The sequence below is a fragment of the Staphylococcus caseorum genome, assembly GCF_049943195.1.
In the GTDB taxonomy this organism is placed as follows: domain Bacteria; phylum Bacillota; class Bacilli; order Staphylococcales; family Staphylococcaceae; genus Staphylococcus; species Staphylococcus equorum_A.
This window is the reverse complement of record NZ_JBNFUA010000001.1, coordinates 2,032,143-2,045,584: the sequence shown is the minus strand read 5'-3', so window position 1 is coordinate 2,045,584 and position 13,442 is coordinate 2,032,143. Positions and strand designations below refer to the sequence as shown.

Here is a 13,442-nt window from a genome sequence, read left to right as displayed (position 1 = left end):
TAATGAAAATAACTTTTGAAGACATATTATTAACAATTGGAGAAAATATAGTTAAGCGTTCATTAAGCGTAAAAGTGAAGACAGATAAGACCTGTAAAAAAATTACGTCAATGTATCAAGATATTCAGCAAGACACAATATTTATGTTGAAGCGTTCGGACAATACGGTTTATTATGCGGAACGTGCAAATGAAATGAAACCATTGATAATGATTACAGATGCGTCTCCGTCTACATTTAAAGATTTCGAATTTAATATGCCCGTTATTTATATCAATGATTTTCCTGAAGTGGCTAATCAATTAGTGAAGTTATACTATGGAGGCGCCATTGACGCTTTAAATTTTATTGCAGTGACGGGCACAAACGGTAAAACAACAACCTGTCATATGATTGGGAATTTATTAACACAGTTAGGTAAAAAAGTAGCTATCATTGGTACGATGGGCGTGTTCGATAGTCATTATAACAAAATGAAATTTAACCATACGACGCAAATGACGCCGATGTATTTTGAAATGGGAGAAATCATAGATTATTTTTATCGTGAAAATTATGATTATATTGTTTATGAAGCAACCTCTATTGCTTTAGAACAAAGGCGCATAGACTTCATTCAAAATGAGTTAGCAGTATTTACTAACTTTAGTCCGGAACATCTTGAATATCATGGCACAATGGAAAAATATTTAAATGCTAAGTTAAAATTGAATGATTTAAGTAAGGCGAATTTAGTGAATTGGGACACGCTTGAATATAGAACCATAGCAAAAGATGATTTATATTTTTCAAATCAAGAAGAAACATATTATCAATATCATGCGAAAAATAATCATATTGATATTGTCATCGATGGAGTGAAGTATCGTGTTCATCCTACTTTTCAGGGCGGCCATAACTACATTAATTTAGCGACGAGTATGTTTGCATTGCATAAAATAGGTTTTGATATCGAAGACATTATTCAAGCAGCTCATGTAATTGGTTCACCTTTACATCGTTTTCAAATTATTAATATAGGTGCATATACGATTATTTTAGATTTTGCGCATACAGCTTTAGCAGTTAGAGAATCAGTAAACAATGCTTTAGACTATACAGACAGTATAGGTAAAAAATTAAATACGATGATTACTGGTATAGGCTTAAGAGGTTTTGATAAAATTGCTTTGACTGTCGATGAGCTTCCTGATGGGGTGCATAAGTTGATGTTGGCTGCAGAGCAAGTAGGGTATGTAGATCCTAAACTTATCATCAAATTTATGAATCAACATTTACCTGATTGTTATAAAAAGCGTGTTGTTTTAAATGGATGTTCGAGAAAAGAAGGTATACGAGAGCTGCTATATGCCACAGATAGCAATAATGAGGTCATCCTACTTACTGGCATTAATGAACCACAGAACTTTAAAGGGAGTAAGTATGAACATGATGATCAATCATATATAGAGGAAATACTACAAATGGATGTTATTTAACTAAATTGGCTGTGTTGTTGCGTACGCTTCCCATGGGCACAGCCCCACCTTGTAGTCTTTGGTGAGTGCTTTTTCCATTGGAGTCGGTCCTATAAACTGCCATCATTTCGTAATTATTAATATAACCACATTATAATTTATTATATAAAGCACAAAAAAGGACCTATAATCAGGTCCTTTTTGTTATTGCTTATTAACTTATCATCACTTTCATTAAAAAGCCTTGTTCGTCGAAGTGTGCTGTATACATACCATGATTTGTTTCATAAGTTATATATGAGCCGTTTTCTGTTTGTCCTTCGTCAGACATGTGGTTAGACATATGTGCTTTTTTGAACATTGCTTTGCTTACTGTATCTGCTTTAGTATCAAAAGTGATATTAACGACTTGACCATCTTTATTCATATCAACCATTGTGTCATTCACTTTTTTGCTTGTAGCTACATCTTTATCGTTTGTTGCAGTGTTAACTTTGTATCCGTCAATCATTACATTATCGTATTTTAATGCTCTTACAAAATCATAATCTTGAGTAAAATGGCCATCATATGTTGTGTAGCCTGTGTAATTATAATATGGCATCATAGCTTCTTCCATGTTACCCTTCATCATATTACCTTGCATGTCGTTCATGCCTTGATCCATGGCCATATCGTTGTGATTCATATTGCCTTGCATGTCGTTCATGCCTTGATCCATAGCCATATCGTTGTGATTCATATTACCTTGCATGTCGTTCATGCCTTGATCCATAGCCATATCGTTGTGATTCATATTGCCTTGCATGTTGTTCATGTCTTGATCCATAGCCATATCGTTTTCCATTGGCATGGCTTGTTGTTGCATATTGTTGTTCATGTTATTTTCTTGAGGATTCATTGTATCTGCATGTGCAGTGTTATTTCCAATTACGCCATTTCCTGCTCCTACTAAAAATCCTGTAGCTGCGACTGTTGATGATAATACTAATAATTTTTTATTCATAATGCTTCACCCCTATTTTAAAATTTTAAAGTAATTCATGTTGTCTAACCTTAATTCTTATGAGATTTTATCTACCAAATTAAATCCCAAATAAGCTTACACAACTAGCCCCCTTTTTTAATTTCACTCAATAAATATACGTTTTCTTTTTAGATAGAGTTCACATTTTACAAAGTTTCTTCTGATTATTTTTAAAACGCTCTATTTATTCAATCTACTTACTGCTCTAAAGTATTGTCATAGAGCTGTATAACAAAAAAACGGTTAATCATAACAAAAAGTTATAATTAACCGTTAAAGATATAAAATTCATTTTCAAGCTACATCATTCATAATAATTATAAAATGACCGTTACTTTTTCCCTAGTGAAGAATGCGATGGTAAGTGTGCCGCTTCATTATAATTTAAAATTGTGGCTTGCTCGTTCGTTAGTTTAAGTGTACTTAGACTGCCATTAGACAATCTCGGCGAATCAGTGCTAATTTCTCCATTAGAATAGTAAGAAAATACTGCTTTAATAAATGCGCCATGAGAAACAATTAGGATTTTTTGATCTTTGTATTGCTCTATAAGTGAGTTTATCCCATTAAGAAAGCGATTTGTTACGAGATGTGCTTGTTCTTTGTTTGGGTAAAGTCGATCGGGATATAACGCTGTACGTTCTTCTGTTGATAATCCCTCAGCATCACCGAATGAAATTTCAATAAATGCCTCCATTTCTATTAAAGGTATAGTAAGTTGTTGCTGAATAATTTCAGCTGTCTTTTTTGCTCTCGCTAATGGGCTCGAGATGATAATATCCCATTCTGAATGATTTAGAAATTGGCTGCATGCTTCTGCTTGTTTAATGCCTGTATGGTTTAAAGGTACGTCTGTACGACCTTGTAATATCCCTGCTGTATTCCAATCTGTTTCTCCGTGTCTGATAAAACAAATTTCCGTCATTGATATCAACCTTTATAGTAGTTTTTTTAATTTAAAATCATATCATTACTCCATGTATCTTATAGATTAGTTTCTCATGTATCTATCAATTTTACAAAAGTAGTTTTGCAATTAAAAATTTAGCATCTTTAAATTTACTCAGTATTGTAGTAACGTAATTAGCTATAGTATAAATAGGTCACTATAATATTTTTTATTAATTAGGTAAATTGAATGATATGGAATATATAAAACTTTAAAATTAATTTATTGTAGAAAGGTGGTATAAGATGTCTGAACTTTATCGTACACACAGAATTAATGAGCATTGGGGCGTCATTATAGCTATTGTTTTTATTGCTTCTACCTTAAGAGCACCACTTACTTCTGTAGGTCCTGTAGTAGAAGAGATTAAACAGGTGATGGAAATTGGTAATAGTGTAGCGGGTATTTTGACTACGATACCACTGATTATCTTTGCGATTGTATCGCCACTCGTATCTAAAGTTACGTCACGCTTAACGATGTCGCGCACGATATTTTATTCTACGATATTATTGATTATTGCGCTGCTTTTACGTATCGCTGGTGATTTTAATCTGTTTATTATAGGAACGTTATTGTTGGGTATTGCGATTGCATTTGGAAATGTCGTCTTGCCAAGTTATGTTAAATGGTATTTTCCAATGCAAATTGGATTAGCAACAGGTATTTATAGCGGAACGATGAATTTCACGGCGGGTTTAGGTGGGGGACTAAGCTTCCCCTTATCTGAAATGTCACCTATAGGATTCAGATTGTCCTTATCATTTTGGATTATCTTTGGTGTCATTGCTTTATTACTGTGGATACCCAAAGCGCGCACTGGCGCCAAATTGGAGCAAGAGACAGTGGACCAATCGAAACTAGAGCCTTCTAAAAAAGTGAATGTTGTAAAGTCTAAATTAGCGTGGATGGTCGCATTGACGATGGGATTTCAGTCGATGGTGTTCTATACGATGGTGGCATGGGTGCCTTCAATTCTCATAGATAGAGGGTTAGAACCAACCACAGCAGGCTATCTATTAATGTTAAATCAATTCTCTCAAGTTCCTATGACTTTTATATTTCCGATTGTTGCTTCTAAGTTGAAAGACCAACGCATTTTAGTCGTGATTATTACAGTATTATTCTTAATCGGATTTAGTCTGTTCTTTACACAATCGCTCGTGTTGCTAATCATCGGTATTGTGATTGCAGGTTTAGCGATGGGCGCATGTTTCAGTTTGTGTATGACATTCTTCTCGATTCGTGCGCACACAAGTGAGGGGAGTATATCACTCTCAGGGTTTGGACAATCTGTCGGTTATTTAATTGCTGCAATTGGACCATTCCTAATTGGTTATCTGTATGATGCGACTGGAAGTTGGAATTCAGGTATTGTTGCATTAATCATTATGTCGATTTTAATCTTTATTTTTGGCTATCCAGCTGCTAAAAATAAAGTGGTTGAAGATGAGACGTAATAAAATTCGGGAAATAAATGATAAAAAACGCAGTCGTTTGAGTTAAAAAAGCGACTGCGTTTTTATGTTAGCTTAAAGTATTATTTTTAATAAAAATTATTCGTGCTCATGTATTGCTGTTTGTATTGCTTGAGCAAAGTCATACATTGCAAAGCTCCAATTACTTTGATCTTGCCTAGAATTCATGGTTAGATCTTGGTTGTTAAAGAAGGATTGTCGTAGTCCAGTCGTTAATTCTAACTGTACACCTGCACCTTGATTATTTTTATTGGCAATATTTTCATCAGCTTCACCTTCTAAATGACTAGTTGATGTTTGTACATCAAATTCTTTAAGCTCTAATTGTTCTTCAATAGACGCTTTTAAAGCATCATCTTTGCCACCAATATAAACGATAGGCGCTTCGCCATTTGCACCATGAATCATGACAGAATTTGATACTTGTTGTTGCATATCTTCTATTATAGGTTCATCAAAGTTAACTGAAGTTACATGTAAATTTGCGTTGTTTGTTGAACGAATGCCTTGGAAGCTATAGTAATTATAAGCCCCTTTAGTAGCAGTTAGTTTTGCTACTTCAGTAGTTCCAGGTTCGATATTACCGCCATGTATTGCTGCAATAAGTGCGTTGCTTTGGTTGTTGTTATAGTTGAGCTCCCAGTCGCTACCTTCTTCAGTGTCCTCCATAAGTTCAGTCATTGACGTGTATAAATCATCGGCATAAGCTGCTTTAGGAGATAAAGTTAGAAAAAAGCAAAAAGTAAAAAAACATACAGTAGAAAATGTGGTGATTTTTAAAAATGAGGTAACTCTTTGATTAGAACTATACATACGACAACTCCTATTGATATTAAATCATATTTTATAAATATAATATTAGCATACAATTGTAAATGCTATAAAACATTTATAAAATTAAAAATATATGTTGGGTTGTAAAAAGTAAAAGTTCATTGTACAATAATTGTTCGTGCCCTCGGGCATGATAACTAGAGGCAGGTCTGTAACATGCCCTTGGGCATGTTAACAGACTTCCTCTTAGTTACGAGCTGCCTTTTGGTGGCTCGTTATTTTTTTGAGTATAAAATATGTTACAATGCAAATCCTGCCTCTTAAATAGAACAATGGGGGTTTACAATTATGATAAATATTATTTCGGCGATTGGCTCACTTGGTACATTTATAATGGCACTGTTTTACTTTATCTCAGTCAGTGTGCAACTGTACCAAATGAAAATCAGTTTTTTACCGGCGCTCGGTTTTAATCAAATACTGATTACTAGAGACCATGATGAATTAAACTTAAGAAATACTGCTATTGATAGTGATGAAGACCAAGACTTTTTGAAATTATATAACTTAGGTGGCGGTGCTGCTAAAAATATAAAAATCGAAATCTATCTTGGTAATCAAGACATCTTACAAACAAAATATGTTAATATTTTACCTAGTAAAGAAGGTTATTTGTTACCGATTAATAAAGACGTTTATTCAGAAATTGAAAGCACAATTAAGAATAATGGTTATGAATCTGATTTAAATGTGAGGATAACTTACAAGCATAATGTAAGTAGAAAAACACAAGAAATACATTTAAACGGTAAAATTGATACTTTTAATGCGTATGATGAAAAATCAATATATGAATTACAATTCTTTAACATGAACGAATAACTAAAAACTAAGAGAAGTTATAAATGTTAATAATTCATTAAAATATCCCCTTCAAAATTAACACGTAAGCGTGTTGGATTTTGAAGGGGATATTTATTTTTAAAAAGAGTGATAGTTTATATGCTTTGTACGCATTATGAATTTGAATTACAATAAATGGTGAATCTAAATTTTGGAGTGACAAAAGATGATAAATGTTAAGGCACCAAACCCAATATTTTTGGAGAATAATGAAGCGAAACGGGCTATATTATTATTACATTCATTCACGGGTACGGTAAGAGATGTAAAATTATTAGCTACTAAATTACATAAAGCGGGTTTCACATGTTATGTTCCCGCATACAAAGGTCATGGTTTAATGTTAGACACGTTGATGGACTATGATATTGAAGATTGGTGGCAAGATGTATTAGATGGTTATCAATTTTTACAGGATAAAGGGTATTCAAGTATTGGTGTCTGCGGTATCTCATTAGGTGGTATATTATCACTCAAATTGGCAGAGCATCAACCTATAGATGCAATAGCTATTATGTCTACACCATATAGAAAAAGTGATGCTGGTCTCTCAGGTAGATTGACCTATTATGGTCAACGTATGGGAGAGTTGGTTGGTTTAGAACAATCGGAGGTAGCGCAACAAATTAAAAATATTGAGCGTTATGGAGCAGGACTTAATCAGTTTCAAATCGTAGTTGAAGATGTGATGTCAAAATTAGCCCAAATCACTGCTCCCATTACTATCAAATATGGTGAACAAGACGATGATGCTTATGAAACGAGTGCGCGCTATATCTATGATCATATTACGCATGAACAAAAAGAAGTGCAAGGTTATGCGCCATGCAAACATTTAATGACTTATGGTGAAGGCCATATAGAAGTAGAACAAGATGTGATTGCATTTTTCGAAGATTATTAACTTTTAAGCATGAGAAATGTTTGAGATATAAGCTTTCCTGATAATTAAAATAATGGTTTCTACTGAAATATAGTAGAAACCATTATTTTATATCTTTGACTATGAATATAGAGTGAAAAACGAAATTAAATTTTGATTTATGTTCGCTTTCTTTAACATTTATTTCATATTGAAATAAATGTTAAGTTCTCCAAAATGTAGAGCAATCAGCTTTATCATCGATGTTGAATTGAATCATGTCTTTTAACAATGTGTAATCGACCTCTTGAGTCCATTTTATTCGAAATAAATTGTTCGTTTGTGAGTAACCAGCGGTATCGATACGTTCGCTAAATTCAGTCATGCATTTCGCTTCAGGTGCAATTGAAAAGTGCTGTTTTGCTTTACTAAAGCCGAGAATAAAAGTACCGTGATCTGTGAACATAGGCTGGTTCCATTTTATGGTTGTTTCGAGATTTGGAAATGTTTCCGAAATCCATTTGAATATCTCAGTCATTGTTTCTTTGTGTTTATCATTATCTATAGTTTGTAAAAAATCATTGAAATTATCCATGTAACATCCCGTCCCCTTAAAAAATATAACTAAAATAAATTTATTGGTTTAATATCCATTTTAGCAAAACTACTCATGACAAGCCATTATACAGTGAAATAAGGAAAGTCTAGACAACGAAATCAAATTTATAACGATTTTGCTGGTTTATTTTTTAAGAAAAAATCTATTATTAATCCAACAATAAGTAAGACTATAAAGGGTATGAGCCAACTTAATTGAATATCAGAGAGTGGTAACACTTGATATAACGCATTCAGGGGTTGGAATAATTTGAAATCATTGAGTATCTGTAACACCGAAATAATTAAAGTCACGATAGTAGGAATGATAAATGCAAATTTCATTTCAAATGGAATGAAAATACTTACTAATGAAATAAGAACCAATACAATAGATGTTGGATATATAAACGTTAACAACGGTACTGCAATTTGTAATATCAGTTCTAAACCTAACGTTGAAACTAAAAAGCCCAATAATGAAAAGATAAGTACGAAAATTTTATATGATATTTTCGGTAATTTTTTCATCGCAAAGGCCGCACATGCGTTTACTAATCCAACACAAGTAGTTAAGCAAGCCAATATAACGATGACCCCAAATAACAGGTTGCCGAATGAACCGAATACACGTAACGAATTAAATGTTAAGATGCCAGTGCCATCTTTAAAGCCAGCTTGAGTGGTTGTAGCACCTACATAAGCTAGTGCAAAATAAATGACTAATAATAAAATAGCAGAGATCAAACCAGCTTTAATTACGTTTTTAACAAGTGTTTTTTGATCGGTGATGCCATTCATTTTGAAGCTTTGCACAATCACAACAGAAAAGGCTAGCGCAGCCACAAGATCCATTGTAAAGTACCCCTCTAAAATACCTGATACGAGTGGAGTTTGTGCATAATCACCACTTGCTTGGCCAATTGAACCTTCTGGATTTATGATTACTAGGATACATAAAATAGCTATAATAAGTATTAAAATTGGCGTCAGATATTTACCTAAATTATCTATAATACGATTTGGATATAATGCGATAAAATAAACAATTAGGAAAAATATGACTGAAAATACGATTAATGTAAAATGGTTATGTACTGGTAAAACATGATTTGTTCCAATTTCGTACGCAACATTTGCAGCACGTGGGATACCATATAATGCCCCGATAGATAAATAAATGAAGATCGCAAAGATTGTCCCGAAAATAGGGTGGACTTTGTTCCCGATACTTTCAACGCCGCCATTCATATAAGCTACGACGATTACTGTAAGATAAGGCAATAAGATGCCTGTTATAGCGAATCCAGTCATAGAAACCCACATATTTTCTTGAGCTGTATAACCTAACATAGGTGGAAATATTAAATTTCCGGCTCCAAAGAAAAATGAGAATAACATTAGACCAGAAATTAAGATGAGTCTGTTCATTTCTAATACCTCGATTTAAAGGAAATTTACTTGCACAAAACACAAGCAACTTTAACATATATTACTTGTTAATTCAATAAGATGTCAGATAATTTTCAATATTAAAAGTATTGTGTTTTATAAACGTCATAAAATGTTCAATGTAACAGAACGCTTTCATGTTTTGTCTTAGGGTACATAGTGCGCACTATTCAATGAAATTTATATTGAGACAATTGCTGAAAAATGTTATAGTAATTGCTATGTTACTAAAACGATTTAACGTAATGAAGTTTTCTAAAACACAAAGGATGTAAAATTATGAGTAAACAATCACAATGGAAGTCGTCGACGGGCTTCATTTTAGCAAGTGCGGGATCTGCTATAGGACTAGGAGCAATGTGGAAATTTCCATATATGGCTGGTATATATGGCGGGGGCGCATTTTTATTAATGTTTTTAATATTTACGATAGTTGTCGGACTGCCCTTATTAATGATGGAATTTACTGTTGGTAAGATGGGGAAGACTTATACAACTGTAATTTATGAAAAGTTAACAAAGAAAAAATGGCTGAACGTTATCGGATGGAACGGTAATTTAGCTGTATTCATACTATTTGGGTTTTATAGTGTGATAGGCGGTTGGATTATCATCTATATATTTAATGTTGCGCTTCAAATATTAACCCTTAATGGTGGTCAATTAGGCAATATACAGTTTGAATCTATTATTAGTAATCCTTTCTTAACGATTACTGGGCAAGGCATCTTTATATTGTTAACGATGTTTATTGTGATGATGGGCGTTGAAAAAGGTTTAGAAAAAGCCTCTAAGTTTATGATGCCACTATTATTTATCTTTTTAATTGTTATTGTTATCAAATCTTTAACACTTGAAGGGTCATTTGAAGGATTAAAATATATTTTACAACCACGACTAGAAGAAATTTCTATGGAGGGTGTCTTATTTGCACTTGGACAATCCTTCTTCACATTATCATTAGGGACGACGGGCATGATTACGTACGCGAGTTATGCTTCAAAAGAGATGACGATTAAGACTTCGGCGATTTCTATTGTAGCAATGAATATACTGGTTTCAATTTTGGCAGGTTTAGCTATATTTCCTGCAATTTCAGCATTCGGCTACAGCCCAACAGAAGGGCCTGGGTTACTATTTAAAGTATTACCAAAAGTATTTGATCAAATGGCATATGGACAAGGATTTTACCTAATCTTTTTAATCTTATTCTTATTTGCAGCACTTACTTCTTCAATTTCACTATTAGAATTGAACGTTTCGAACTTCACAAAAAATGATAATGCAAAACGTAAGCCAGTTGCATTTTATGTAAGTATATTAGTGTTCGCAATCAGTATACCAGCAACACTATCGTTTGGAAGTTTAGGTCATATACAATTTGCCGCAGGTACTATTTTTAATAATATGGACTTTTTAGTTTCGAATATATTAATGCCACTGGGAGCATTAGGAACAACACTAGTTGTTGGTCAATTATTAGATAAAAATGATTTGAAAGCACATTTTGGTAAAGATAAACTCAGATTATTTATACCTTGGTATTACTTAATTAAATTTATTTTACCTGTAGTAATTATTTTGATTTTTGTAGTGCAATTCATATAAAAATTTAATATGACTCAGTTAACACTACCAATAAGGGCCTGATATTTAATTAAATATCAGGCCCTTAAAGCAATTTTAGAAATTATTTGCCAGTGAATAAACCGATAATTTTTTTGATGATATCAATGATAAAGCTCATATAACTCACCTCGCTTTGTTTTTTTATCTTCACTTTAATATAATTGTGCTTAATTTTGTTTATAACTTCTTAAATAGTAACAAATTATTCGTAAGTGTGAATAATTTGAAAAATAAAACGACAACGCATGCAAAAGTGTTTTTCACGATTCTTTTTTTAAAAATATCCGAAAATAAAAAGCATTACCATAGAGAACAGGATAAATGTTCATTATGATAATGCTTTAGTTAAAATGGATAGAAACGTTTTAATATATTAGTCTGTGATAGCGCCTTTAGAAGCAGAAGACACGAGTTTAGCATATTTTGCGAGTGTGCCTCGTGTAGCTTTTGATGGTGGCGCCTGCCATTGCTGACTACGACGTTCAAGTTCTTCATCTGATACATCAAAGCTTATTTCAAGATTTTCAGCATCGATTGTAACTGTGTCATTTTCTTCTAGTAAGGCCATTGGTCCACCTACCATTGATTCAGGAGCAGCATGTCCGATTACGAGACCATGCGAACCACCTGAGAAGCGGCCATCTGTAACTAAAGCAACAGATTCGCCTAATCCTTTACCTACTAAAATAGATGATGCGGATAACATTTCAGGCATGCCAGGTGCGCCTTTAGGGCCAGCATAACGGATAACTACGACGTCGCCAGGTTTAATATCGTCATTAAGAATCGCTTTTGTCGCTTTAGATTCAGAATCGAATACACGTGCAGGTCCTTTAATATAAGTTACACTTAATCCTGAAATTTTAGCAACTGCGCCTTCTGGTGCAAGGTTACCTTTTAAGATAACAAGTGGTCCCGTTGCATGTTTAGGCTTATCAAAGTTAATAATTTCTTTATTATCAGTTAACCCAGGTTCGTTTTCTAAGTTTTCGGCAACAGTTTTACCAGTTACTGTTAAGCAGTCGCCATGGATTAAGCCATTGTCATAAAGTAATTTCATTACTCCAGGAATACCACCTGCTTCATCAAGATGTGCCATAACGTATTTACCGCTTGGTCTTAAGTCAGCAATGTGTGGTACGCGTTTACGAATTTTTTCAAAATCGTCAAGTGTCAGATCTACTTCAATCGTATGTGCAATAGCTAATAAATGTAAAATAGCATTTGTAGAACCACCTAGGGCCATAACGACTGTGATTGCATTTTCAAACGCTTCTTTTGTCATGATGTCTTTAGGATAAATATCTTGTTCTAATAATTTATAAACTGCTTTTCCAGCAGCTCTACTATCTTTCATTTTGTTTGTCGATACAGCTGGATGAGAGGCACTTCCAGGTAAACTCATGCCCATCGCTTCTATAGCTGAAGACATAGTATTTGCAGTGAACATACCACCACAAGCGCCTGCGCCAGGACATGCTGCACATTCTACTTTATGTAATGCTTCTTTGTCGATTTCTCCATTATTGTATTGACCTACGCCTTCAAATGCTGAAACGGCATCTAAATCTTTGCCATCTAATTTACCAGGCATAATCGTGCCACCAAATACGAAAACAGCAGGTAAGTTAAGACGTGCAATGCCGATCATACAACCAGGCATATTCTTATCACAGCCACCAATTGCCACAACGCCATCTAAATTCTCGGCGCTTACTACAGATTCGATTGAATCAGCAATAACTTCACGACTTGGTAGTGAGAAACGCATGCCATCTGTACCCATGGAAATACCGTCAGAGACAGTAATGGTGTTGAAAATAAGTGGTGAGGCACCAGCTTCACTAATGCCTTGTTTAGATGCACGCGCTAAACCATCAATGTGCATGTTACATGGTGTTACTTCACTCCATGTACTTGCTACACCAATCATCGGTTTTTTGAAATCTTCATCTTCAAAGCCAAGCGCACGTAGATAGGAACGGTTAGGTGTACGACTTACACCTTCACTAATGACTTTGCTGCGGATACGCAAATCTTTTTTCTCTTCTGTATGTTCTGTTTCTTTAGTCAAAAAATTACCTCCATTAATAAGTCTGTATTGTATGAATACTCTGAAAATTTAAAATAATCAAATGTTTTGTTCATTAAAAAATATTTAATCCGTTTTTTAATGTAACCTGCATAGAAGTGTAAAATAGTTATGAATTTAAAATCACATTGCTACATAGGGCTGTTGAGCCATTCGTAAAGCGTTTTTTAAAAAAAACATACTATATATGCTAAGTAAATTGAAAAATGGTATTGAATATAC

Annotated in this window: 11 protein-coding genes; 5 read left to right on the top strand and 6 right to left on the bottom strand. The window is 33.7% G+C overall.

What is annotated here, in order from left to right; all coding sequences use genetic code 11:
- The first annotated feature begins 2 nt into the window (after window positions 1–2).
- Window positions 3–1,478, top strand: coding sequence for a Mur ligase family protein (locus tag ACP3TL_RS10490; RefSeq protein WP_069832196.1), 1,476 nt, complete (start codon window positions 3–5; stop codon window positions 1,476–1,478).
- Window positions 1,479–1,671: 193 nt separating this feature from the next.
- Here ACP3TL_RS10490 and isaB read toward each other — a convergent pair whose 3' ends face one another.
- The gene (isaB, locus tag ACP3TL_RS10485) at window positions 1,672–2,463 is read right to left on the bottom strand and encodes an immunodominant staphylococcal antigen IsaB family protein (RefSeq protein WP_069826229.1); all 792 of its coding nucleotides are present in this window, start codon (window positions 2,461–2,463) and stop codon (window positions 1,672–1,674) included.
- 352 nt (window positions 2,464–2,815) lie between these two features.
- Window positions 2,816–3,409, bottom strand: coding sequence for a histidine phosphatase family protein (locus tag ACP3TL_RS10480; protein WP_069832194.1), 594 nt, complete (start codon window positions 3,407–3,409; stop codon window positions 2,816–2,818).
- Window positions 3,410–3,678: 269 nt separating this feature from the next.
- On the opposite strand from ACP3TL_RS10480, the gene ACP3TL_RS10475 reads away from it, so the two are divergent.
- Window positions 3,679–4,893, top strand: coding sequence for a CynX/NimT family MFS transporter (locus tag ACP3TL_RS10475; protein ID WP_069816735.1), 1,215 nt, complete (start codon window positions 3,679–3,681; stop codon window positions 4,891–4,893).
- Between the two features lie 96 nt (window positions 4,894–4,989).
- Here ACP3TL_RS10475 and ACP3TL_RS10470 read toward each other — a convergent pair whose 3' ends face one another.
- A complete protein-coding gene (locus tag ACP3TL_RS10470) occupies window positions 4,990–5,724 on the bottom strand; it encodes a poly-gamma-glutamate hydrolase family protein (protein ID WP_069832193.1) in 735 nt (244 codons plus the stop codon).
- A gap of 309 nt (window positions 5,725–6,033) precedes the next feature.
- Between ACP3TL_RS10470 and ACP3TL_RS10465 the strand changes: the two genes are divergently transcribed.
- Entirely contained in the window at window positions 6,034–6,567 is a 534-nt protein-coding gene (locus ACP3TL_RS10465; RefSeq protein ID WP_069816739.1) for a hypothetical protein, read from the top strand.
- A gap of 187 nt (window positions 6,568–6,754) precedes the next feature.
- On the top strand, window positions 6,755–7,492 hold the full coding sequence (locus ACP3TL_RS10460; RefSeq protein WP_069832192.1) for an alpha/beta hydrolase: 738 nt from the start codon (window positions 6,755–6,757) through the stop codon (window positions 7,490–7,492).
- 181 nt (window positions 7,493–7,673) lie between these two features.
- Here ACP3TL_RS10460 and ACP3TL_RS10455 read toward each other — a convergent pair whose 3' ends face one another.
- Complete coding sequence (locus tag ACP3TL_RS10455; RefSeq protein WP_069832191.1) at window positions 7,674–8,045, bottom strand: iron chaperone; 372 nt, start codon at window positions 8,043–8,045, stop codon at window positions 7,674–7,676.
- 128 nt (window positions 8,046–8,173) lie between these two features.
- Window positions 8,174–9,478, bottom strand: a complete 1,305-nt coding sequence (gene brnQ / locus ACP3TL_RS10450) for a branched-chain amino acid transport system II carrier protein (protein ID WP_277575771.1) — start codon at window positions 9,476–9,478, stop codon at window positions 8,174–8,176.
- Between the two features lie 297 nt (window positions 9,479–9,775).
- Here brnQ and ACP3TL_RS10445 point away from each other — a divergent pair, with 297 nt between their 5' ends.
- Window positions 9,776–11,107: a sodium-dependent transporter gene (locus tag ACP3TL_RS10445; protein WP_176722980.1), complete on the top strand. Its 1,332-nt coding sequence runs from the start codon at window positions 9,776–9,778 to the stop codon at window positions 11,105–11,107.
- Window positions 11,108–11,501: 394 nt separating this feature from the next.
- Here ACP3TL_RS10445 and ilvD read toward each other — a convergent pair whose 3' ends face one another.
- On the bottom strand, window positions 11,502–13,202 hold the full coding sequence (gene ilvD, locus ACP3TL_RS10440; protein ID WP_069816750.1) for a dihydroxy-acid dehydratase: 1,701 nt from the start codon (window positions 13,200–13,202) through the stop codon (window positions 11,502–11,504).
- Window positions 13,203–13,442 lie beyond the last annotated feature (240 nt).

Excerpts from the sequence above, each read along its gene's own strand:
- ACP3TL_RS10490 (WP_069832196.1), top strand. The coding sequence starts at position 3 with ATGAAAATAACTTTTGAAGACATATTATTAACAATTGGAGAAAATATA.
- isaB (WP_069826229.1), bottom strand. The coding sequence starts at position 2,463 with ATGAATAAAAAATTATTAGTATTATCATCAACAGTCGCAGCTACAGGA.
- ACP3TL_RS10480 (WP_069832194.1), bottom strand. The coding sequence starts at position 3,409 with ATGACGGAAATTTGTTTTATCAGACACGGAGAAACAGATTGGAATACA.
- ACP3TL_RS10475 (WP_069816735.1), top strand. The coding sequence starts at position 3,679 with ATGTCTGAACTTTATCGTACACACAGAATTAATGAGCATTGGGGCGTC.
- ACP3TL_RS10470 (WP_069832193.1), bottom strand. The coding sequence starts at position 5,724 with ATGTATAGTTCTAATCAAAGAGTTACCTCATTTTTAAAAATCACCACA.
- ACP3TL_RS10465 (WP_069816739.1), top strand. The coding sequence starts at position 6,034 with ATGATAAATATTATTTCGGCGATTGGCTCACTTGGTACATTTATAATG.
- ACP3TL_RS10460 (WP_069832192.1), top strand. The coding sequence starts at position 6,755 with ATGATAAATGTTAAGGCACCAAACCCAATATTTTTGGAGAATAATGAA.
- ACP3TL_RS10455 (WP_069832191.1), bottom strand. The coding sequence starts at position 8,045 with ATGGATAATTTCAATGATTTTTTACAAACTATAGATAATGATAAACAC.
- brnQ (WP_277575771.1), bottom strand. The coding sequence starts at position 9,478 with ATGAACAGACTCATCTTAATTTCTGGTCTAATGTTATTCTCATTTTTC.